Annotated in this window: 18 protein-coding genes and 1 tRNA gene; 17 read left to right on the top strand and 2 right to left on the bottom strand. The window is 54.2% G+C overall.

All coding sequences use genetic code 11. The annotated features are described in order from the left end of the window. Window positions 1–7 precede the first annotated feature (7 nt). Entirely contained in the window at window positions 8–1,162 is a 1,155-nt protein-coding gene (locus tag P0120_02685; protein MDF0673237.1) for a tyrosine-type recombinase/integrase, read from the top strand. Between the two features lie 68 nt (window positions 1,163–1,230). Here P0120_02685 and P0120_02680 read toward each other — a convergent pair. Together P0120_02680 and P0120_02675 are read right to left on the bottom strand one after the other, a co-directional pair. After that, window positions 1,231–1,306: transfer RNA gene (locus P0120_02680), tRNA-Phe, on the bottom strand. A gap of 191 nt (window positions 1,307–1,497) precedes the next feature. After that, window positions 1,498–2,181 carry a response regulator transcription factor gene (locus P0120_02675; GenBank protein ID MDF0673236.1) on the bottom strand — a complete coding sequence of 228 codons (684 nt, stop codon included), beginning with the start codon at window positions 2,179–2,181 and terminating at the stop codon, window positions 1,498–1,500. A 597-nt stretch (window positions 2,182–2,778) separates the two neighbouring features. Between P0120_02675 and P0120_02670 the strand changes: the two genes are divergently transcribed. The 16 genes from P0120_02670 (at window position 2,779) to P0120_02595 (ending at window position 23,428) form a co-directional block, all read left to right on the top strand. Further along, window positions 2,779–3,354 (top strand): transcription termination/antitermination NusG family protein, encoded by a 576-nt coding sequence (locus tag P0120_02670; protein ID MDF0673235.1) that lies wholly within the window; start codon window positions 2,779–2,781, stop codon window positions 3,352–3,354. 39 nt (window positions 3,355–3,393) lie between these two features. Further along, on the top strand, window positions 3,394–3,699 hold the full coding sequence (locus P0120_02665; GenBank protein MDF0673234.1) for a transposase: 306 nt from the start codon (window positions 3,394–3,396) through the stop codon (window positions 3,697–3,699). A gap of 130 nt (window positions 3,700–3,829) precedes the next feature. Then, complete coding sequence (locus P0120_02660; protein MDF0673233.1) at window positions 3,830–4,447, top strand: polysaccharide export protein; 618 nt, start codon at window positions 3,830–3,832, stop codon at window positions 4,445–4,447. 27 nt (window positions 4,448–4,474) lie between these two features. Next, on the top strand, window positions 4,475–5,701 hold the full coding sequence (locus tag P0120_02655; GenBank protein MDF0673232.1) for an outer membrane beta-barrel protein: 1,227 nt from the start codon (window positions 4,475–4,477) through the stop codon (window positions 5,699–5,701). Beyond that, window positions 5,698–8,058, top strand: coding sequence for an AAA family ATPase (locus P0120_02650; GenBank protein MDF0673231.1), 2,361 nt, complete (start codon window positions 5,698–5,700; stop codon window positions 8,056–8,058). Before P0120_02655 ends, P0120_02650 begins: the two co-directional genes overlap by 4 nt. Before the next feature lie 130 nt (window positions 8,059–8,188). After that, complete coding sequence (locus P0120_02645; GenBank protein MDF0673230.1) at window positions 8,189–8,797, top strand: acyltransferase; 609 nt, start codon at window positions 8,189–8,191, stop codon at window positions 8,795–8,797. After that, on the top strand, window positions 8,794–10,005 hold the full coding sequence (locus P0120_02640) for a DegT/DnrJ/EryC1/StrS family aminotransferase (GenBank protein MDF0673229.1): 1,212 nt from the start codon (window positions 8,794–8,796) through the stop codon (window positions 10,003–10,005). The genes P0120_02645 and P0120_02640 overlap by 4 nt, the downstream gene beginning before the upstream one ends. A gap of 84 nt (window positions 10,006–10,089) precedes the next feature. Next, window positions 10,090–11,064 carry an NAD-dependent epimerase/dehydratase family protein gene (locus P0120_02635; protein ID MDF0673228.1) on the top strand — a complete coding sequence of 325 codons (975 nt, stop codon included), beginning with the start codon at window positions 10,090–10,092 and terminating at the stop codon, window positions 11,062–11,064. Between the two features lie 50 nt (window positions 11,065–11,114). Next, window positions 11,115–12,362 carry a DegT/DnrJ/EryC1/StrS family aminotransferase gene (locus tag P0120_02630; protein ID MDF0673227.1) on the top strand — a complete coding sequence of 416 codons (1,248 nt, stop codon included), beginning with the start codon at window positions 11,115–11,117 and terminating at the stop codon, window positions 12,360–12,362. Beyond that, complete coding sequence (locus tag P0120_02625; protein ID MDF0673226.1) at window positions 12,355–13,020, top strand: NeuD/PglB/VioB family sugar acetyltransferase; 666 nt, start codon at window positions 12,355–12,357, stop codon at window positions 13,018–13,020. Before P0120_02630 ends, P0120_02625 begins: the two co-directional genes overlap by 8 nt. Window positions 13,021–13,102: 82 nt before the next feature. After that, window positions 13,103–17,512, top strand: a complete 4,410-nt coding sequence (locus P0120_02620; protein ID MDF0673225.1) for a DUF4082 domain-containing protein — start codon at window positions 13,103–13,105, stop codon at window positions 17,510–17,512. A gap of 24 nt (window positions 17,513–17,536) precedes the next feature. Next, window positions 17,537–19,081 carry an O-antigen translocase gene (locus tag P0120_02615; GenBank protein ID MDF0673224.1) on the top strand — a complete coding sequence of 515 codons (1,545 nt, stop codon included), beginning with the start codon at window positions 17,537–17,539 and terminating at the stop codon, window positions 19,079–19,081. A gap of 105 nt (window positions 19,082–19,186) precedes the next feature. Beyond that, window positions 19,187–20,170 carry a hypothetical protein gene (locus P0120_02610; protein ID MDF0673223.1) on the top strand — a complete coding sequence of 328 codons (984 nt, stop codon included), beginning with the start codon at window positions 19,187–19,189 and terminating at the stop codon, window positions 20,168–20,170. A gap of 242 nt (window positions 20,171–20,412) precedes the next feature. Beyond that, the gene (locus P0120_02605) at window positions 20,413–21,600 is read left to right on the top strand and encodes a glycosyltransferase family 4 protein (GenBank protein MDF0673222.1); all 1,188 of its coding nucleotides are present in this window, start codon (window positions 20,413–20,415) and stop codon (window positions 21,598–21,600) included. Window positions 21,601–21,655: 55 nt separating this feature from the next. Next, on the top strand, window positions 21,656–22,300 hold the full coding sequence (locus tag P0120_02600; GenBank protein MDF0673221.1) for a class I SAM-dependent methyltransferase: 645 nt from the start codon (window positions 21,656–21,658) through the stop codon (window positions 22,298–22,300). A gap of 249 nt (window positions 22,301–22,549) precedes the next feature. Then, window positions 22,550–23,428 (top strand): glycosyltransferase family 4 protein, encoded by an 879-nt coding sequence (locus P0120_02595; GenBank protein MDF0673220.1) that lies wholly within the window; start codon window positions 22,550–22,552, stop codon window positions 23,426–23,428. The last annotated feature ends 6 nt before the right edge of the window (window positions 23,429–23,434 follow it).

The raw sequence follows: 23,434 nt of genomic DNA, 5'->3' as shown, positions 1-23,434 counted from the left end.
AGAAAAAATGAGAGGTCACCTGGTCAAACGCTATAATGGAAGCTGGAGCATTGTTCTGGACTTGGGCCGCCGAAGAGATCCAGAGACAGGGCTGCTCAAGCGAGTGCAGAAGTGGTTCAGTTGTACTGGCACGAAGAAGGAGGCGGAAAAACATCTGAACGATCTGCTCCATCGGTATCATCGAGGGGACGTCATTGAGCCTTCCAAGATCCTCCTCTGCGATTGGCTAGACCGGTGGCTTGATACCGCCGTGAAACCATCGAATGCTCTTCGGACCTATGAAACGTACCGCAGCATCATTAACAAACATCTGAAGCCACATCTTGGGCACCATGCGATTGGTGCGCTTCGACCGGATCACATTGAGGCGTACTACCAGGGAAGCAAGCTTGCCCAGAAGACCCTAGAAAATCATCAGAACGTGCTCTCTGGCGCGCTGGCTGTCGCCGTTCGTTATAAGCTGATTCGAGACAACGTGGCTCGTTTGGTGATGAATAAGCCGCGCGCGAAGGATGATCCTGAAAAAATCCAGGAGCAATGTTGGGACATCGATGAGGCGCGGGCGTTTCTGGACACGGCTAAGGCTGCAGGGCCGCGACAGGCGGCATTCTATCATCTAGCGCTTGAGACTGGAGCGAGAAAAGGAGAGCTGTGTGGGTTTAAGTGGGCTGATTTGAATTTTGAGACTGGCAAAATCGCGGTGATGAGACAATTGATCAAACGGTGGCCTGTGCCAATCTTTGGCCCTCCAAAAAATAAGAAGCCTCGCACGATCGATCTTTCACAGGAAGCGCTTGTGCTGCTCAGGAAACAGAAGGCGGCTCAGGCTGAGATCAAGCTGCTCGCGGGAAATACCTATCAGGATTATGGGTTGATCTTCGCCTATGATCAACCCCCGTTCGGTATGCCGCTGTCAGCCAATAACCTCGGGCAACGGGAATTCTCCAAACTCGTGAAGGCGGCGAAGGTCCGGCCGATTACGATCCATGGGCTCCGTCATACGGCTGCCACCTTGATGCTGAAAGCAGGGATTCCTATCAAGGTGGTGTCGGAACGGCTCGGCCACAAAAAGGTAAGCATTACGCTCGAGATTTATGCTCATGCGCTGCCTTCTATGCAGCGCGATGCCGCCACGAAACTGGGGGCACTGTTCGGCGCGTAAGCTTTTTATTAGCTACTTCCGGTATGAGCGGTATTCAACTATTTGATTCGCAAAGGAAGAATGGAAAATGGTGCCGAGGGACAGAATCGAACTGTCGACACCAGCCTTTTCAGGGCTGTGCTCTGCCAACTGAGCTACCTCGGCACGGAAGGGACTCGATCTTTCAGCGCTGGATTGATCCCATAATCGTGAGACCAGCCAAGAGCCCGCGCATCTTACCAAGGTCGCGTATCTGACTTCCACATCTTTTGCGCGCACACACGGTTCTTCTATGTGCACGATTTGGTATGAGTTCCCATCCGTTTCGCAAACAGCGCGATGAGACTCAAAGGCGGTTAGACCGGTGTGGATCGGGCATGATGTGCGTGGACCAGAAGTTTCTGTCGATTGGGCACGCCGACCTTATCGAAAATGTTCGTCATGTGGTGTCGGACCGTACTGTCACTAATCGATAATTTGTAGGCGATGTCTTTGTTCGAGAGGCCCTGTCCCACCAAACGGATGATCTCGCGTTCCCGCTCGGTCAAGGCGTCGGGCCAGGCCGGTGGCGGTGGGGCGGGTTCCGCCTGCTTCGTGAAGGAGCGCCCGAGGCCCAGCTTCATCGCGCCCTCCCGTTCCACAGAGGGCTGGGGCTTCACGGCGGCAGACAGCGCTTCAATCACCGCGAGCACGACTTCAGGTGGTTGAACCTTGAGGATGATGCCGTCGACCCCGGCAGCAAACGCCTCGCGCGTGCGGGCCTGGTCCTCCAGTCCGCACAACAACACGATCTTACTGGTCGGGGCGGACTGTCGAATCTGGTGGATGGTGCCAGGGGCGTCGTGCTCGGTCTCCAGATCCAGGATGAACACGTTGGGTCGGCTCTCGGCGCGGAGCAGGTCAGCTGTCCTGCCGGGGTAGCGGTGCACAACCATTTGGGCGGTCGCGCTGGTTTCAAGAATTTTCTGTAAGCCCAACCACACGAGACACTGACTGCTCAGTATCGCGATCGTGAGGGTGGGCATAACCTCGCTGGACATGCTGTCTCCTGGTTCAAGATGGAAGATGGATACTGATGAAACTGTTCTCTATGGAGGGTTGCTTGCTCGTGTCCATGTGGAAAGGATTCCGATTCCTAGACTGCCCGCTGTTCGATAATCTCCCTTCGCACCTGGCTCGCGAATAGGGTATTTTGTCACTTATTGATAGGTCCAGATGATACCCCCTATTAGTAGGGGTGTGCAATTGAACCCGTTGCACGTGTCTAATTTATGGAATTTTCTATCTTATTCTCATTTTTCCTCCAGGTCATATGATTTCCAAACGACGCATCAATGCGGAACCCTCATTGATAGGAGGTGATTGCCAATTCAACACAGCCGATCTCAACGCTATTGGTAATGGAAGTTAGGAGAGTTGCTTCGGAATAAACTAGTTCCAGCTGTCGATGAGACGCGACGGTCCTGAAAGCCAATCGTTCGGACAAAAGTGCTGGCGGCGAGTACACGAAAACTCGACATTTGTCTGATGGCGTAAGGCCAATGTTCCCTGGTACTAGTAGGGCCAATAGGTCCTCCTTCTTGCGGCTGAACAGCCGCATTTTTATGAAAAGAGACTGGGGCTCACGGGGCGAAGCTATGACTACTGCCAGTAAAGAAGAGCGCGCTGCACGGTACACACAGGTAAGGGTACCGGAGATAGAACAAGTAACAGTATCGAAGACCGATCGCCAATGGTATGCCATTCAGACATATTCTCGCCACGAGAAACAGGTGCGGGACCGGCTGCTGGCGGTGGGCATCGAACCCTTGCTTCCATTGGGCAAGCAATGCCGCCAATGGTCCGACCGCAAAGTGTGGACGACGCTTCCACTATTTAGCGGGTATTGCTTTGCCAACTTTGCGATAGCGGGAAGTCTGGCCGTTCTCCAGACACCGGGTGTCGTTCGCATTGTCGGTGCCTTGAAACCCGAACCCATTCCAGCAGAAGAAATTGCCGTTCTGCAGCAAGTGTCGTCGGTCAACCGTATGATGGAACCGTGCGACTATCTGACGGAAGGCGCATGGGTAGAAGTGATACGAGGTCCGCTCGTCGGCCTCCGCGGCCAACTCGTACGACGAGTCAGTCACCAGGGGCTGGTGATCCGTGCCTCCCTCCTGCAACGGGCCGCGCTCATCCACATAGCAACCGACGAGATTGTGTCTGTGCAGTGAACCTTCTCTTTTCCCCTTCACCCATTCTACGGATATGGGATGACGACAGGGGAAATAGCACTCATGCCCAAACTCCGCTTTACTCGAGATCAGATACAACGCATGATCTCGGAACTGGACTCCGGTCACATGGCCGGAGAGATCTCACGTCGGTATGGGATTTCCATAAGCACTCTCTACCGGTGGCGGGCGAAGTTGATCAAGGAACGACAACTGGATAATAAAGAGCGGTTACGCTCACTCGAGGATGAACATCGACAGCTGAAAAAACAGTTTGCGGAGCTCACGCTTGATTATGCGACACTCCGGGCAGCCTTGATCAGAGATGTGAGGGGAGATTGTTAGGAGGCGATTGTCGTCAAAGAATTGAATGGTTATGCCTGTGGGTATCGAGCGAAGCGATGAAATTGGGCGATCAAGTCGTCGTGCCCTCGGAGTCCATGGTGCTCTCGCCATGAACAGGAATGAGATGGGCATGGTCAGAGCGTTCATCGGCGTGCTGATTCTCGCAATAACGATAAGTGCGGTCGGTTGCGCCGGACCATCTGCCGAAGTCATCGCCGAAGCTAACAGCGCAAAGAAGGATTTTGTACTGGGACCTGAGGACGTGCTCGACATCGCAGTGTGGCACAGTGAAGAGCTGACACAGAAAGATGTCGTCGTGCGGCCCGACGGCCATATTTCGATGCCGTTGATCGGAGAAGTCATGGCGAGTGGACGAACAGCCCAGGAGCTAGCCGCACACATTGCTGAACGGCTGAAAGAATATAAGGAGAAGCCGTCCGTGCATGTCAAAGTCAAAGAGGTCAACAGTTACTATGTGTATGTCTTGGGAGACGTTGCGAAGTCGGGTAAGTATCAATTCAAGTCGCGCGCAACGGTCCTGCAAGCGATCGCCATGGCAGGTGGGTTCAATACTTATGCCGCGAAGAACAACATGCAAGTCCGCCGCACGGTGGTTGGGCAAGATGGCCGCTCCAAAGAATTCAAGATTCCTGCTCGGTATGATGATCTGCTGTCTGGAGACGGAGAAATCAAAGATTTTGTGTTGAAGACCGGCGACATGGTCGTAGTGCCTGGTAGAGCATGGTAAAGAGGCATGGGATGGCAAGGCCGTGGGATGAGAATCTGCCTTGTCCTGGTTGCTATGTATGGAATGACGATCCAAATTCCTGATCGGGTGCAGGCGCAATCCTCTACCGAGCCGGATACGCAGATCATCCCGTCGCTTCGGATGGCTGAGCGGTATGACAGCAACGTCTTCTTTGTCGCTGGGTCGAATCTTGAGGACTATGTCACGACGGTTTCGCCGCAGTTGAGAGTGATCCGCAGGAGTCAGTGGGTGAAAGGAGTGGTCAGTGGAGGAGCGACAGGGGAAGTCTATGCCAAGAACCCTGACCTCAGTTACGTGGGGGGCAATGGATCTGTGGATCTGAACCTGGACGGTGCGATGAACCGGCTTGTCCAGGGGCTGGGATTACACGTGACCGACTCCTTCGTCTACACACCTCAACTGGTGGCGTTTGGTCCTCCAACCAGTGGGAGCCAAATTTCAGAAGCGTTTGTACCGGGAATTCAAGCACAGCGAGCGAACTCCTTCCGGAATACCGCCAGGGTGCAGGGTTCCTATTCCCTCACTCCATGGATGAGCGTCACCTCGACCTATACCGACCAACGATTGCGATTTGGAGAGCCAATTGCCGCTCCGGGCGGATCCGCTCAGGCAAGCCTTATCGATACCGATTTTCAATCTGTGGCATCAGGACTGGAGGCCAAACCATCGCCGTCCGACACCGTCTCGCTCGTCCACCAGTATCAACGGGGAACGTTCGGTCCTGGGGGTACCCAAGGCGGATTTTCCTTGCAAGGAGCCACCGCAAACTGGGCCAGATCGATGAGTCCCGCAGTTCAGGGTAGAGTCGCCGGAGGGTTCGTAGCGGTAAGCCCGAACAGCACCGTGCAGCCAGTGGCCGCTGCCTCCCTGGAGTGGAGTGGAGAGTACACGGCCCTTCAGGTGTCCTATTCGCGAAATATCGCACCGAGCTTCCTGGGGGCGGCGACGCCGGTGGTGAGCCAAGTCGTAAGTGCAACGGTGAGGCGTCAGATAACCGATCCCTTGTCTCTGTCGGTGAGCGGGAGTTACGCAGTCAACAACTCCGTGTCGGGTGGTCCGCCCTTACACTTTCAATCTTATGTAGTTTCACCCAGCCTCAATTACGTGATTAGTAAGACCTTCACCACCACCCTGTCCTATACCCGCAGTCAATTCCAGCAGGTCTCGGCGTCCGGAAGCTTCCCGTTTGATCGGAATATCGTCCAACTCAGCTTGGTGGCGGAGTGGAAATGAGTGTGAACAAAACCACGGGATCTGCTGTGCACGAGTCAATGGGAGAGCCGTTGTCGGTGCAGATACGGGAGTATTGGGGCACCATCCTCCGTCGGAAATGGCTCGTGCTCGGCTCTATCGTGGCCGGGATCGCCATCGCGGCAATGCTCTGCGTAGTTCTGCCAAGAAGCTATCGCTCCAACACCCTGATCCTGATTGAAAATCAGAAGATCCCGGAGGATTATGTCAAGGGCATCGGAGGAGCCAACGTCGAACAGCGCCTCACGATGATTCAACAACAGGTGATGAGCCGAACCATCCTGAGTCAGATTTTAGACGAGTACAATCTCTATGAGAGACAGGTCGAGCGTGAAGGCATCGAGTCGGCCATTGAGACATTCCGCAAAATGATCAAAGTGGAGACCGTAGGCACCCTCGGTTCATCAGGCAAGAGCGTCGAGGCGGTCACCCTTTCCTTTGCCCATGAAGATCCGAGGACGGCTATGAAGGTGACGGCAAAACTCGCGTCGTTGTTTATTGAAGAAAATGTCAATGTGCGGGAGCAGCTCGTGACCGGGGTATCCGTGTTTCTCGAGCAAGAATTGTTCGAGGCGAAGAAAGCTCTGGAGGCACAAGAAGAGGCCATCAGCAAGTATAAGTCAAAACACATGGGCCAGTTGCCGGAGCAAATGGAGACGAATCTACGAACGCTGGATCGGCTGCAAATGGAACTGACCTCGACGGATGACCTGCTGCACGGTCAAACCGATCGACTGAGCAGGGTCGAAACGTTGATCAAGGAGTACGAGGTCAGTGGGGGCACCGGTGCGAATTCCGACAATCCCAAGACGGTGAATACGGCGATGGATCCGCTGGCGGTTCGATTGCAGGAATTGGAGCGGCGGCTGATCTCGCTCCGGGCCGAGTGGAAGGAGACCTATCCCGACATCGCCGATACGAAGCAGGAGATTGAAGACGTCAAGGCTCAGCTGGCAGAGAAATACAGCGCGCAGACGACCGACAAGGACGGCGAGAGCGCAAGGACCTATAATCCTTCAAAAACCTTTGATCCTTATTTGAGAGAGCTATTGAAGCAGCAAAATGATTTGCGCGCTGATCTGTCAGCGATCAGGGATCGTAGAACCAGGCTCGTGGAACAAATCAAGGATACGGATCGGCGTGTCGAACTGATACCGTCTCGCGAGCAGGAGTTGATGATCTTGGTGCGCGACTATGAAAACAGGAAAAAGAACTACCAAGCTCTGCTGGACAAACGATTGAATGCCCGCGTAGCGGAAAATCTTGAAAAGCGTCAGCAAGGGGAACAGTTCCGTGTGCTGGACGAAGCGAATCTGCCGCAGAAGCCCGAGAAACCAAATCGGTTAGTGATCATGATTTTAGGTCTGGTAGGAGGATGCGGACTCGGCGTCGGTCTTGCGATCGGCCTGGATCTGTTAAATCCGACCTTTCGACGTCGAGAAGAGGTGGAAATTCTGCCCGGCATCCACGTGTTGGCGACTGTGCCCCAGTTCTTTACCTTGAGCCTTCAAATCAGCGCGCTGTCGAAAGTTGGCCCTCGGGTGACCGGCGACGATAATCCCGCCGTGCCGGCGGTAAAAATAGCGGAGAATGGCATGCATTGGGCTTCATCCGGAAATAGGAATGAGATCACCTCAGCAATCATGGATCTGGTCGCCAAGTGGCAACCTCGTTCGATTGCCGCCGAACAATATCGGATGGCTGCCACGAAACTGGTCCTTTCCACCGAAGGACGCCAGTCTACGGTTGTCGAAATCACCAGCGCGTTGATGGGCGAAGGCAAGACGACCACGGTGGTAAATCTAGGCTACACCATTGCGCGAGACTTCAAAAAAAAGACCCTGCTCATCGATTGCGACTTTCAACGGCCGGCCCTCCATCACTATGCCGGCGTGCCCATGCGAGCAGGGTTGATCGAGTGCTTGGAAGCTCAGGCTTCACTCGAAGACTGTGTGTCGGCGATCGACGACTATCCATGCTTTATCCTGGCGGCCGGCGGAGCGGGTGGCGAATGTAATGAGCTTGAAAGGATTCAACAGCTGAGAGGGATGCTGCCGGAGCTTCGCGCGAAATTTCAGTATCTCATCATCAATACGCCGCCTGTCTTGTCCAGTGCGACCATGGGTATCTTGGCAAGTTTGGCTGATGAGCTTGTGTTGGTCATCCGCGCCGGACATTCGCCCAAACACCTGGTGCAAAAGGCCTTCACGATGCTGGGTCTGACCGAGCAACGGCAAGTGATTCTCAACGGACTCGATGCCCGGAGTATGCCGAACCATTTGTACGGTTATACGATGCCCTACGATCAGGACCGTCCAATCGAAAGCGTGAGGCGGTAATCGTTCTGACGGCTCACGTCGACAGTTACCGCCCGCGATAATTCTCACTTCCTAATTCCGACATCAGCTGCGCCCACTCGTAATACGTAGGGCCTTATGGCGGCTGAACTCATTCTTTTTGGAGGATTCGATGGAACACACGACGGAGCGAGCACCTGGACAGACGGACCTTGGCACCCAGCTTGACAGTGAATTGGCTAGCCATCTTCCGCTTCGCGCCGTGGAATCGGAGATGAGCGCGCCACCGATCAACGGATATCTCTGCATCGCGCCCGATGTCAAGGTTGGGAGCAATGTGAAATTCTCCAAGTTCGTTAATCTCTATGGGTGTGAGGTGGGCGACGACACCAAAATCGGGGCGTTTGTTGAGATTCAGAAGAAGGCCAAGGTCGGCAAACGATGTAAAATCTCAAGCCATACCTTCATCTGCGAGGGCGTGACGATCGAAGACGAAGTCTTTATCGGACATAACGTCACGTTTGTGAATGACACCTTTCCTCGAGCGACCACCGAAGCGGGTTCTCTACAGACTGAGGCGGATTGGAGAGTCGAAACCACATTGGTGAGGCGGGGCGCATCCATCGGGTCCGGCGCGACGATTCTTGCCAATGTGGTGATCGGGGAACAGGCGCTGATCGGGGCCGGTGCGGTCGTGACAAAGGATGTGCCGGCGCATGCCGTCGTCGCGGGAAATCCAGGCAAGGTGGTGCGATATTTCGAACCAAGGGAGCAACAATGACTAACGAAAACATCCCGTTTCTGGATCTGGTCACGGTTCATCGGGAGTTGCAAGATGAATTGGTCGACGTGTTGAAGGCCACTCTGAAGAGCGCTGGATTTATCGGCGGGCCGATGGTGCAGGGATTTGAAGAAGACTTTGCCCGGTTCTGCGAGGCCCGATTCTGTGTCGGTGTCGGCAGCGGCACAGACGCCCTTCGGTTTGCCTTGATTGCCGCCGGTGTGAGGTCCGGCGACATTGTTATCACGGTTCCCAATACGTTTATCGCCACGACCGAGGCGATTTCCCAGGCGGGCGCTCAACCGGATTTCGTCGACATCGATCCACAAACCTATGCGATGGATCCTTGCAAATTGCGTGAGTACCTGGAGCACAAGTGCAGGTGGAATACGAAGACACAACAAATCTTTCACAATGCGACTGGTAAGCCGGTAACGGCCGTCGTTCCCGTCCATCTCTACGGCCAGATGGCGGATATGGATGCCATCCTTGACCTGGCTACTCAATATAATCTCAAGGTGATAGAAGACGCCTGTCAGGCACAGGGGGCAGAGTATTTCTCACAGAAGGACAATCGCTGGCGCAAAGCCGGCTCGATGGGACAGGCGGCCGCGTTCAGCTTTTATCCCGGCAAGAATCTCGGCGCCTGCGGCGAAGCGGGAGCGATTACCACCAATGACGAACAGCTGGCCCATACGTGCCGACTCTTGCGCGACCATGGGCAATCAAAGAAATATTTCCACGATATTGAAGGTTACAACGGTCGCCTTGACGCTATCCAGGCGGGATTCCTGCGCGTGAAACTCCAGCATTTGGCGAAATGGAATGAACAGCGCCGACAGGTGGCGGAGCGTTACAACAAATTATTCGCCGGGGCAGAAGGCATCGTGACGTTGCCGCATCAGCCGAGCTGGGCGCGATCGGTCTACCACCTCTATGTTGTGCAGGTCGAGGACCGTGCTCGGCTTCAGCAGCAGCTAAGCGAGGTGGGCATCGGAACGGGGATTCACTATCCGGTGGCGCTGCACCTGACGAAAGCCTATGAAGAGCTCGGTCTCCGGCTCGGGGACTTTCCGATCGCCGAGAAGTCAGCGGCACATATTTTGTCGCTACCGATGTTCCCTGGACTCACCCCGGACCAGCAGGAGAGAGTGGCGACGGAGGTTCTGAAGTCTCTTTCCGTCAACTCCATCAGTGAATTGAGCTGAGATAGACCAAGCTTCCTGATGATTTGTCGTTCGAAGGATACCTGATTCGAATAGACCTTGTCGTGATAGCTTCGAGGAGCAACCATGCAAATCAAAGGCAATAGGTTTTTGATCACGGGCGGCGCGGGATTGATGGGGTCTCATATCACCGATCGGCTCCTGGCAAAAGGAGCTTCTGAGATCATCTTGCTCGATAATTTCGTCCGGGGAAGCATACACAATATCGAATCTGCGCTGAAGGATCGACGGGTCAGGCTGGTGAAGGGGGACATTCGTGACCTCGATCTGTTGAGAGAACTCGCGACCGGAGTTGACGGAGTCTTTCATATGGCCGCATTGAGGATTACCGCCTGTGCCGACAACCCGCGGGAGGCGATGGAGGTGATGCTGGTCGGCACCCACAATGTGCTCCAAACTGTGGCGGAGCAGAAAGTCGGCAGGCTTGTCTATGCCTCCTCGGCCTCCGTGTATGGATTGGCTGATGTGTTCCCCACCAGCGAAAATCATCATGCTTTCAACAACCGCACGCTGTATGGGACCGCCAAAATGGCTGGTGAAGGAATGGCGCGTTCGTTCGCAGATATGTACGGCCTGCAGTATGTCGCACTACGCTACTTCAACGTGTATGGACCCCGTATGGACATTCACGGCAAGTATACAGAGGTCCTCATTCGATGGCTCGACAAGATTGCTGTCGGTGAGTCTCCCGTGATTTACGGAGACGGCCTTCAAACCATGGATCTCGTGTATATCGATGACGTGACCGACGCCAATATCACCGCAATGGAATCCGAGATCACCGACGAAGTGTTCAACGTCGCGAGTGGGACCGAGACAAGCCTCCTGGGACTCCTTACTGCGGTCCTCAACGTCACGGGGTCTGTCCTGAAGCCGGAGTTTCTCCCCGCGCGTGCGGTCAATCCGGTTCCCCGTCGGCTGGCCGACACCAAGAAAGCAGAAGACCTTCTCGGCTTCAAGGCAAAGGTCAGCGTGGAAGAAGGGGTGAGGCGCCTGATCGCCTGGCGGACAGAGGCCTTAGCAGCCAAGGATAGGGCATAGAAGGTCTCTGTGGGAATGCGAGGAAACTGTAACGTAGAGGCAAGAAACAGATGATTCCAATCGCTAAACCATTCCTTGGAGAGGAAGAAGCTGCTGCGGTAAGAGAGGTTATTCTCTCGGGATGGCTGACCCAGGGGCCAAAGGTAAGGCAATTTGAGGAAGCCTTCGCGTCCTACGTAGGCACGCCGTACGCTTGCGCCGTTTCGAGTTGTACGACCGCCCTGCATCTTGCACTTCTTGCCGTCGGCGTAAAGCCGGGAGATGTGGTGATGACGGTCAGCCACTCCTTTATCGCCACAGCCAATGCAATTCGGTATTGCGGCGCTGAGCCGGTCTTTGTCGACATCGACCCGCGGACCTATAACATGTCTGCGAAATGCCTGGAGCAGTGCTTTCGGGAGGAAAGCGATGTCGTCAACGGAAAACTCTACTATCGCGATGTCGCACGACTCGCCGTCGGCGAGTCGCCTCTATGCCACCTCCTTGCCAAGACATCGGGTGTGCAAAAAGGCGAGATGGGGCGAGTCGCAGCTGTCCTGCCTGTTCATCAAATGGGAATGCCCTGTGATTTACGCGCCATTCTTGCTCTTGCCAAAGAGTTCAACCTTCCCGTGATTGAAGATGCGGCATGTGCGATAGGCAGTGAAATCAACATGGCAGGCGATTGGGAAAGAATCGGGAAGCCCCATGGCGACATCGCCTGTTTCTCATTTCACCCCCGGAAAATCGTCGCTACCGGCGACGGAGGAATGATCACGACTGCCGACAGCGAATATGACAAAAAGTTTCGTCTCTTGCGCCAGCATGCCATGACGGTGCCGGATACCGTAAGACATAGTGCCAGCAAGATCATTTTTGAAGACTATGTCACGACGGGATTTAATTACCGAATGACCGACGTTCAGGCCGCCATAGGGATCGAACAACTCAAGAGGTTGCCCGGATTCCTGGAACAGCGAAAACAGCTTGCCGCCTTGTATCGTGAAAAATTGAAAGATATCTCTTGGCTGGAGCCGCCTCATGAACCCTCCTATTGTAGGAGCAATTGGCAGAGCTATCCAGTCAAGGTATTGGACCACTCACCGGTGCGTCGCGATGAGTTGATGCAGTGCTTGCTCGATGTGGGCATCTCGTCACGCCGCGGGATCATGAATGCCCATCAAGAACCCGCCTACACCTCGAAGTTCTCGCTTCCATACTCGGAGCAGGCGAGAGATTCGGTGCTTCTTCTGCCGCTCTACGCCGGCATGACTCAGACAGAAGTAGAATCCGTTATGAAGGGAATCAAAGATGTCTAAGAAGCTTCTTCTCTTTCCCTTCGGCGGCAACGCAAAGGAAGCCCTCATATCTGTCTTTGCGATCAACAGCATTCGACCAGAATGGGACATTGTGGGCTTTCTCGACGATGATCACTCCGTCCACGGAAGAGACTATTGCGGGATAAAGGTATTGGGTGGCAGGGAATTGCTGAATGCGTATGAGGGTGCGTACGTTCTCGCAGTCCCTGGTAGTCCAAGAGGATACTTGAGGCGTAGGACCATCATCGACGGCCTGTTCCTCGACAAGTCTCGCTTTGCAACCATCCTTCATCCCTCGGTGGTGCGAGCCCCTGACGCGACAATCGGATACAACACGCTGCTGATGGCCCATGTGGTCGTCAGTTGCGGGAGTCGGATTGGCAATCACTGCATCGTTCTCCCGAATACGGTCCTCGCGCATGATAGCGGCATCAGCGATTATGGTTGCATCGGCTCCAATGTATCGATTTCGGGTTCGGTCTGCATTGGCTCCGAGTGCTATATCGGGTCCGGTGTCAAGATACGCGAGAATATTCGGATTGGAGAACGATCACTTGTCGGATTGGGTTCGAACGTGATTTCGGATATTGAAAGAGAGACCGTTGCGGTTGGTAATCCCGCAAGAGCGATTATGAGCTGTTTTTCCAACGATTCGTAGGAATGATTTTGACGCGAGGTATACCTGCCAGGCAGCTTCGGACGATAAGAAGAGTTAAAGCAAAATGGAGAAAAACTTTATCATGAAACAACAGCTTAGCCGAGTAGCTGGGTGGCTGCTAACGATTTCTTCCATCACATTGCTTCTGTCGGTATTTTCTGTCAGAGAGGCATCGAGCTCATGCACGTCACCCCTGAATGCAATCGAAGCAGAGAATTGCCTGACTGGCACGCCAAGCAGCACGTGGGATCTCGACTCCGATATCGGTGACACGACCATTCAGGGGTTCGCGACAGAAATTAGTGTGAATGTAGGAGGCACCGTCCACTTCAAAATCGATGCGAACACCTCCAACTACCAGCTCGACATTTACCGGATGGGCTACTATGGCGGGATGGGGGCTCGAAAAGTTACCACAGTCTTCCCCTCTGCCTTCCCTCAGCAACCACCCTGCATTTATGCTGCATCCACGGGATTGACCGACTGCGGCAACTGGACGGAAACAGCATTATGGGCCGTACCGGCAAATGCAACATCGGGTATTTATTTTGCCAAAGTCATCCGCACTGATACAGGCGGTGCCAGCCACATTTTCTTCATCGTTCGTAACGACGCCAGTCATTCCGATATCCTGTTTAAGACCGCAGACGCCACATGGCAGGCGTACAACACCTATTCGCAGAACTTCTACGGCTGCAATGGGAATTTCGCATCTGATTGCCGAGCCTTCAAGATCAGCTACAACCGCCCCTTTTACACCAGAGCGTTCGAGCCCGAGACCTGGGTCTTCAACGCCGAGTATCCGATGGTGCGTTGGCTGGAAGCGAATGGGTACGACGTCACCTACTTTACCGACGTGGACACAGACCGCAGCGGCTCGTTGATCCTGAATCACAAGTTGTTTCTTGCAAACGGCCACGACGAATACACGTCCGGGAACCAGCGGGCTAAGATGGAGGCTGCACGCGCCGCCGGGGTCCATTTGGCTTTCTTCAGCGGGAATACGGTCTACTGGAAGACGCGATGGGAGAGCAGCATCGATGGTGCCAGCGTCCCCTACCGCACGCTCGTCTGCTACAAGGAAACCTGGGCCAACGCCGTCATCGATCCGAATGATCCACCGACCTGGACCGGCACCTGGCGCGACCCGCGCTTCAGCCCTCCGGCCGATGGCGGACGGCCGGAGAATGCGCTGGTAGGCGCCCTGACCAAAGTCGCTGGCGCCTATACTGGTACCATGACGGTCCCTCAGTCCGACGGCCGGATGCGCTTCTGGCGCAATACGAACATCGCGACGCTGAATCCTGGGCAGACCGCCACCTTAGCTCCCGGGTCCCTTGGAGCAGAGTTGGATGCCGATGAGGACAATGGTTTTCGCCCAGCCGGCCTGTTCCACCTCACCACCAGTGCTGTCGACTCGTCGAACATCCTGTTGGACTACGGGAACACTGTTGGGTCGGGCAGCATGGTTCACCACCTGACATTGTATCGCCACCCGAGCGGATCACTGGTATTCAGCGCGGGCACCTACCGCTGGGCCTGGGGACTGGACAATAACCACGATGTCGACACCTTGGGCCAGACGACTGACATTCGTATGCAGCAGGCCACCGTCAACCTCTTCGCTGATATGGGTGTGCAGCCAGCGACCAGGCAGCCAGGGCTTATAGCTGCTACCGCTTCTACCGATCAGGCTGCTCCAAACTCGAGCATCACTGCTCCATCGGCTGGTTCCTCCGTCACAGTCGACACTATCGTAACCATTACCGGTACGGCTGTGGACAGCGGGGGTGGAGTCGTGGGCGGAGTCGAGATCTCGACGGACGGAGGAACCACATGGCATCCGGCCACAGGCCGTGAGAGCTGGAGTTATAGCTGGCGGCCGTCGACTGTGAGTTCCACAATCATCAAGAGTCGAGCCGTTGACGACAGTGCTAATCTGGAGACCCCTTCGGCGGGCATTGGCGTGACGGTCGTTGGGGCCGCTCCACCATGCCCGACATGTGGATTCTGGTCTGACTCGACGGTCCCTGCCGTGGTGGACGGGGGACCAGACAGCCCGGTGGAACTGGGGCTGCAGTTCCGCCCTACCGTGAACGGGACTATTACCGGCGTCCAATTCTACAAGGCGAGCACCAATACGGGTACCCACGTCGCCAACCTCTGGACGAGCACCGGAACGTTGCTTGCGACAGCCACCTTCACGGCAGAAACCGCTTCCGGCTGGCAGCAGGTGCTCTTCTCGAGTCCAGTGAGTGTCACCGCCAACACAGTCTACACGGTGTCGTACCACGCTTCCAACGGCCACTACAGCTTCGATCAGAACTACTTCCCGACGACGGCCGCGGACAATTCTTCGCTCCAGGCCATCGCCGGCACCTACGCGTATGGGGCTACCAGCACCGCACCGACCCAGACCTATAACGGTACAAACTATTGGGTGGATCCGCTGTTCAATGCTGGCCCAGCGCCGACTCTTTCGTCCATTGCGGTAACACCGACCAATCCCACGATTTCAACGGGGGCCACTCAGTCATTCACCGCCACCGGGACCTACTCCAATGGCAGCACGCAGAACTTGACCAGCCAAGTCGCGTGGGCGTCCTTGAGCACGAGTGTGGCCACGATTAGTAGCGCCGGCCTCGCCACCGCCGTCAATGCCGGTAGCACTACCATCTCGGCTACACTGGGGACTGTCACCGGCAGCACGACCCTTACTGTGCAGGCAACCCCGCTGACGATTACCACGAGCTCCCTGCCCGCTGGCAATCTAAATGTGGCCTACACGACCACGCTAGCAGCCAGCGGCGGAGTCACTCCATATACCTGGTCAATCGACAGCGGGGCACTGCCGACGGGCCTGGCGCTCACCGGCGGCACAGGAGTCATCTCCGGAACGCCCACGGCGACCGGCACATTCAACTTCACGGTACGGGTGACAGCTGCGAATGGGCAATCGGTCACCAAGCCCTTGAGCATCGTTGTGAGTAATGTTGTCACGCTCTGGCCCGGCACGACGGTCCCTGGCGTGGTGGACGGAGGACCCGACAGCTCGGTGGAGCTGGGGGTGAAATTCCGCTCTGACGTGAACGGGAGCATTACCGGCATCCGTTTCTACAAGGCGAGCACCAATACGGGCACCCACGTCGCCAACCTCTGGACGAGCGCCGGCACCAAGCTGGCGACAGCCACGTTCACGGGGGAGACCGCTTCCGGCTGGCAGCAGGTGCTCTTCTCGAGCCCGGTCACTATCACGGCCAACACAGTTTATGTGGCGTCCTACCATGCGAACAATGGCCATTACAGTGAGAACGTGAACTACTTCGCGACAACCGGTGTGGACAGCCCGCCGCTCCATGCTCTGGCCAACGGCGTCTCCGGCGCCAACGGGGTCTATAGGTATGGATCCACAAGCACCTTTCCGAACCAAACATTTAACAGTACAAACTACTGGGTGGATGTCGTGTTCAGTCCTGGCCCAGCGCCGACACTTTCGTCCATTGCGGTAACACCGACCAATCCCACGATTTCAACGGGGGCCACTCAGTCATTCACCGCCACCGGGACCTACTCCAATGGCAGCACGCAGAACTTGACCAGCCAAGTCGCGTGGGCGTCCTTGAGCACGAGTGTGGCCACGATTAGTAGCGCCGGCCTCGCCACCGCCGTCAATGCCGGTAGCACTACCATCTCGGCTACACTGGGGACTGTCACCGGCAGCACGACCCTTACTGTGCAGGCAACCCCGCTGACGATTACCACGAGCTCCCTGCCCGCTGGCAATCTAAATGTGGCCTACACGACCACGCTAGCAGCCAGCGGCGGAGTCACTCCATATACCTGGTCAATCGACAGCGGGGCACTGCCGACGGGCCTGGCGCTCACCGGCGGCACAGGAGTCATCTCCGGAACGCCCACGGCGACCGGCACATTCAACTTCACGGTACGGGTGACAGCTGCGAATGGGCAATCGGTCACCAAGCCCTTGAGCATCGTTGTGAGCAATGTTGTCACGCTCTGGCCCGGCACGATGGTCCCTGGCGTGGTGGACGGAGGACCCGACAGCCCGGTGGAGCTAGGGGTGAAATTCCGCTCTGATGTGAACGGGAGCATTACCGGCATCCGTTTCTACAAGGCGAGCACCAATACGGGCACCCACGTCGCTCACCTCTGGACGAGCAGCGGAACCTTGCTGGCGACAGCCACCTTCACAGGAGAGACGGCCTCCGGCTGGCAGCAGGTACTCTTCTCAAGCCCGGTGTCCATTACCGCCAACACGGTTTATGTGGCGTCCTACCATGCGAACAATGGCCATTACAGTGAGAACGTGAACTACTTCGCGACAACCGGTGTGGACAGCCCGCCGCTCCATGCCCTGGCCAACGGCGTCTCCGGCGGGAACGGGGTCTATGCATATGGATCCTCCAGCCTCTTTCCCACTCAAACGTATGCTACGGCCAACTACTGGGTGGATGTCGTGTTTCAACCATGACCCAGCTCCGGCAATAATCAGGTTATGTCTCCTTCACCACATTGTTTGACAGAAACGACGAAGGTGGCCACGGTCGAGAAAGATAGTTACGGCCAGATTCTAAAGAGTTCGGCAGTGATCGGCGGTGCATCCGCCATCAACATCGCCATCGGAATTATTCGTACCAAGGCGATGGCGGTGCTTCTGGGACCGGATGGTTTCGGATTGATGGGCGTGTATGGATCGATTGCCAATCTTGCGCAGAGCATTGCTGGCATGGGGATCAACAGCAGTGGCGTGCGCCAGATCGCCGAGGCGGTCGGTTCAGGTGAAACAGAGCGGATCGCACGAACCGCTGTTGTGCTGAGACGAACCTCCGTCTTCCTGGGAATATTGGGCGCTGTTGTGCTGGTTGTGTGTTCCAGGCAGATATCTGCCGTAACTTTTGGCGACGACCAACACGCCGTCGCCGTGGCGCTATTGTCTCTCGTTGTGTACTTCAGCTTAGTATCCGGCGCTCAAGGGGCGTTGATCCAGGGTATGCGGTACATCGCTGACCTCGCCAGGATGGGGATTTTGGGTTCCTTTTTCGGCCTGTTGATCAGCATACCTCTGGTGTATTTCCTGCGCGAGAAGGGGGTGGTGCCATCCCTTATCGGCATTGCCGCGGTGACGCTCATTACCTCTTGGTGGTACAGCCGGAAGGTACAGATCGGGTTCCCTGCGATGAGGAGATCACAGGTCAGGCATGAAGCAGCCGCATTATTAAAACTAGGCTTCGCTTTCATGGCAAGCGGAGTTTTTACGCTGGGGGCGGCATACGCCGTCCGCACGATGGTACTCCGCATGGTAGGACTTGAGGCGGCCGGATACTATCACGCTGCATGGACATTAGGTGGCCTCTATGTGGGCTTCATTTTGCAGGCCATGGGAGCGGACTTTTATCCTCGCTTGACCGGCGTGGCTGGGGATAATGCCGAGTGCAACCGGTTGGTGAACGAACAGACGCAGATCAGCCTCCTGCTGGCGGGGCCCGGCGTGATCGCCACGCTTACTTTTGCATCCGTGGTGATCGCTGTGTTCTACAGCACAGAGTTTGGTGCGGCTGTGGAAGTCCTGCGTTGGATATGTCTTGGCACCACCCTCCAGGTGATCACGTGGCCGATGGGGTTTGTTATTGTGGCAAAAGGAGCGAAAAGAATCTTTTTCTTGGTCGAGCTGGCTTGGACTGTCGTTAACATCGGTTTTTCGTGGATCTGCGTGAGCACATTTGGTTTGAACGGAGCAGGCATCGCATTCTTTACATCGTATGTCTTTCACTGGCTTCTGATCTATCCAGTCGTCCGGCGACTCAGCGGGTTTCGCTGGTCAGCTGCGAACAGTAAAATCGGTCTGCTCTTCCTCTCCTTAATCGCGACAGTGTTTTGCGGTTTTTACGTTCTGCCAACACTATTAGCTATCGGCGTGGGGACATCGGCCATGATTTTGTATAGTGTCTACTCTATCCGAGCTCTCGTCAATCTCATTTCTTTGGATCGGATTCCCTCTCCCATACTGAGGCTGTTCGTATGGTTCCGTCTTGCAACTTAGATTTTGCTTAATGTGGATGGCATGATTATTCTCGGCGCAGCTGAGTTTGCAAACTCGTAACGACAACGGACTAAAAGTCGAGTATCCATAGCAAAGAGGAAATGAATGGGCAAAAATGTGAACATAAAAATTGCCCTGGTCTGTACAACCGGTGGGCATTTTGAGCAGATGACCAATCTGTCAGATTTTTATAACCGGTATGATCATTTCTGGATCACCAACAGAAATAAACAAACGGAGGGTCCCCTAAGTCAAGAATCGGCATATTATATAGAAATGGCACACTTTAAAAAGCCTTGGACCTATTTACGCCAGGTCGTACCGGTGTTGAAAATATTTGCTAAAGAAAAGCCGACCCATGTGATCTCGACCGGATCGGGCCGAACCGCGTTCATTCCATTCTTGCTCTCGCGCCTATTAGGGAAAAAGATCATTTGTATTGAAACCTATTCCAGAGTGAATGCGCGTTCCATGTTTGCGACACTTTTGCTCACAACAGGGAGTAAGATCTACACACAATGGGAAGATCGTCGAAACAAAAATGCGATCTATATTGGACCAGTACTGAAGCGCCAAGAGAAAATTACTAAACCCCAAAACTCCAACTACGTATTTGTCGCTGTAGGGACCAGGGAAGAACCCTTTCCGAGATTGCTGCAAGGGGTTGAAGAGTTGGTGAAAAATGGACTCATCAAAGATAGGGTCATCATTCAAGCGGGGCATACGAAATATGAATCAAGTTATGCCGAGGTGTTTGACTTTTGTTCTCCCGGAAAGATTTCCGAGCTCATTTTAAATGCAAAATATGTCATCAACCAGGCGAGTGCGGGTATCGGCACCTTGTGTCTCAGATATCAGACGAGGTTTATCGTGATGCCGAGGGAATACCGATATCGCGAGCTTCCAACTCCGCGCGATATGAATGAAGATTTGCATCATGAGCTTGAAAGGTTGGGTTATACCAAAGTAGTAAAAAATGCTTATGAGCTGGAAAAGGCTGTTCAGCACATAGAAGATTTGAAAGTGGGATTCAGTTTCGACAATAGCCGGGCCATTTCGGCGCTGCATAAGGTTGTGCAGGAAGCATAAGAGGCGCTCTTCGCTATCACTCCGCAATCCTTTTGGACTGAACTCTCGGACTGATCCAGCTACTCGGACACATATGCATGCAGCACGTCCGCCCGGTAGCTGCGATTGAATCACTCGTCCGAAGTCTCCTGCTCCCCATACTTCGCCTTCCACGTGTGGCAGCTCGCGGAACTGATGTCGTACTGCCAAAGCTTTCCGTTCGACTGTCTCTGATGGGGGAAGCTTCCGAGGACAGAAGGCAAATGAAACTCAATACGGGAAAAGTCAGAGTACTGTACAGTTTTCCACATAAGCTGGGGGCCGACAGGATCTGTTATACAGCCTGGCAACAGGTGAATGGTCTTGCCGCAGCAGGAGCTGATCTGTTGGTTTTTCCTGGAGCCCTCAGCAGAGGGGTACCCGCCAATGTCAGAGTTCAACCGACCCTTGCCCGGGGAAGGTTTCGAATTCCCTACAAACTTCTAGGATCTATGCGAGCGTTTGCACTTCACGACTACATTGTGTCACGCAGAATTGAGAAGCTCGCAGGCCAGATCGATATCATCCATGCCTGGCCGCTAGGCTCGTTGCGAACGATAAAAACCGCTTCGAGATTAGGCATCCCGACCGTTCTGGAAAGACCAAATGCACACACCCGATTTGCCTATGAGGTAGTCCAAAAAGAATGTAATCGCTTGGGAGTAAGCTTACCGCCAAACCATGAGCACGCCTATAAGGCCGATGTCCTTGCCAAGGAGGAAATGGAGTATGAATTGACCGATTGTCTCTTGTGTCCGTCTGAGTTTGTAGTGCGAACCTTTCTTGATCAAGGATTTAAACACAAAAAACTCGTCCGGCACATATATGGATATGATGAGAAGTGTTTCTATCCTAACAGCAAGCCGAGGGAACGGGACCGGGGATTGACCATGATTTCTGTAGGAGTATGCGCAGTGAGAAAGGGCCTACACTATGCTCTAGAAGCGTGGTTGAACTCCCCAGCGTCTCAAAACGGCTCGTTCTTAATTGCAGGAGAGTTTGTTCCTGCCTACCGTGACAAATTAGCACCGATGCTGGCTCATCCCAGTGTTCAGGTTCTCGGACACCGGACTGATGTGCCAGAGCTAATGCGAAGCAGCGACATTCTCGTCCTACCAAGCATAGAAGAAGGGTTTGGTTTGGTGTGCACTGAAGCTATGGGAAGTGGATGTGTCCCTTTAGTTTCCGATGCCTGTACAGACATTTGTAAGCATATGGAAAATGCATTGGTGCATCATGTCGGGGATGTTAAGGCCCTTACAGAGCACATTACGATGCTCCATCACGATCGTGCGCTGTTGGACAAGCTTCGCGCCCGAGGATTGAGTATTGGGCCGTCAGTCACGTGGAGTGCCGCCGGCGTAAATCTCCTTCAGGTATATCGTGACGTTATAAGAACAAAGGTAACCTGAGTGCCGTAACCGAAAGGTTCAGGCATTTTGGCACATGTCGGAGGGTCATTCAGGAATGGAGAATAAGATTATCCAGGACAGTAACTCAAGTTACTACAACATGGTCAAAATTGAGTTTCTCCCTCTTATTACGGAAAAGCCAAATTCGATTCTCGATGTAGGTTGCGGCACGGGGCAGTTCGGCAGAAAACTGCGCGAGATGAATAAGGCTTCCGAACTGGTCGGCATAGAACTTTATGCACCTGCAGCGGTGCAGGCGGAAAAGTATTATGACAAAATGTATCACGATGACGTCGAATCACTAGACCTCCCTTACTCAGAATATTTTGACTATGTGATATGTGGGGATATCTTGGAACATCTTAGCGATCCATGGAATACGGTGTCTAGAATTGCAAAAATGTTAAAGAAGGATGGTGCCCTGATCTGTTCGATCCCTAATATACGATATTGGAAAATTATAGCGGATCTAACACTATATGGCCGATGGGATTATACCGATAGTGGGATACTTGATTCGACACACCTGAGGTTTTTTACAAAAAGCACCTTCTTTGAAATGCTGCATAAAGCAAACTATAAAGTTGAGTGGGAAGCGATGGTTGTTCATGGCAGGAAGAAAGTCGTGGATCTGATTACCTTTGGCATGTTTTCCGAGTTTTTGACTACTCAAATCATGGTCATGGCCAAGAAAGGGTAAAGTTTGAGAATCACGCTAGTTCTCCCATTCGCAGGGCTGCAAGGTGGGATACGAGTAATTGCCATTTACGCCGAACGTTTGAAACGCCGCGGGCACGAGGTGGTCCTCATCTCGACGCCGCTACATATCGCATTGCGGAGCAAGATCAAATCATTTCTGCTTGAGCGGGCCTGGCCGACAACACACCAAGTAGTTTCACATATTGATGGAATCGGAGTGGAGCATCGAATACTGGATCGGATTAGGCCAGTGGTGGATGCGGATGTACCGGACGCCGATGTTGTAGTGGCAACTTATTATAGAACTGCCGAGGGAGTACAGCGGTTATCTCCTGCCAAAGGAGCGAAGGCACTATTCCTTCAGGGTTACGAAACGGAAAATATTAAACCTAGCCTGGAATCTGACACATGGCATATGCCGATGCACAAGATCGTGGTGTCCAGGTGGCTGGTCGACCTGGCGCGAGAAGAATTTGGAGATAACATAGTTTCATATGTGCCCAATGGTGTCGATTTGAATCAGTTCCATGCCGCTTCTAGATGGAAAATGCCGGTTCCCACCGTAGGAGTATTGCATCATAATTCCCCCGTGAAGGGGGTTGGTATCAGCATCAAGGTGCTCCAGCTGGTTGCGAGGGAAATACCTTCGCTTCGTGTCGTCTCATTCGGGGCAGAACATCCGAGTTTGCGGCTGCGCCTTCCGCGTTTTGCGGAATTCCATTATCGGCCGCCGCAGGAGAGGCTCAGGGAACTCTATGCGCAATGTGATGTATGGTTGAGCGCGAGTATTCTGGAGGGATTTTGCTTGCCCCTGCTCGAGGCGATGGCATGCCGGTGTCCGGTGGTATCTACGCGCGCTGGAGGGCCGATCGATTTGATTGAGGAGGGTCTAAACGGTTACTTAGTAGATGTAAACGATGTACATGCTCTCGCAGATCGGGTGTTGCGCGTGTTGAGATTGCAGCCAGAGGAATGGCGAAAAATGTCGGATGCAGCCTACAACACTGCAAGAAGTTTCACTTGGGATGATGCAACGGACAGGTTCGAACAAGCATTGGAACTCGCCATAGAGCGTGATATGCGCGGTGAGTTCAAGAGCGCGTTAAGCTGTTCCACAGCATCCTTGTAAATGTAA

This window comes from Nitrospira sp., from assembly GCA_029194675.1.
Classification (GTDB): Bacteria; Nitrospirota; Nitrospiria; order Nitrospirales; family Nitrospiraceae; genus Nitrospira_D.
The sequence above is the reverse complement of the archived record's forward strand: the minus strand, read 5'-3'. Positions and strand labels throughout refer to the sequence as shown.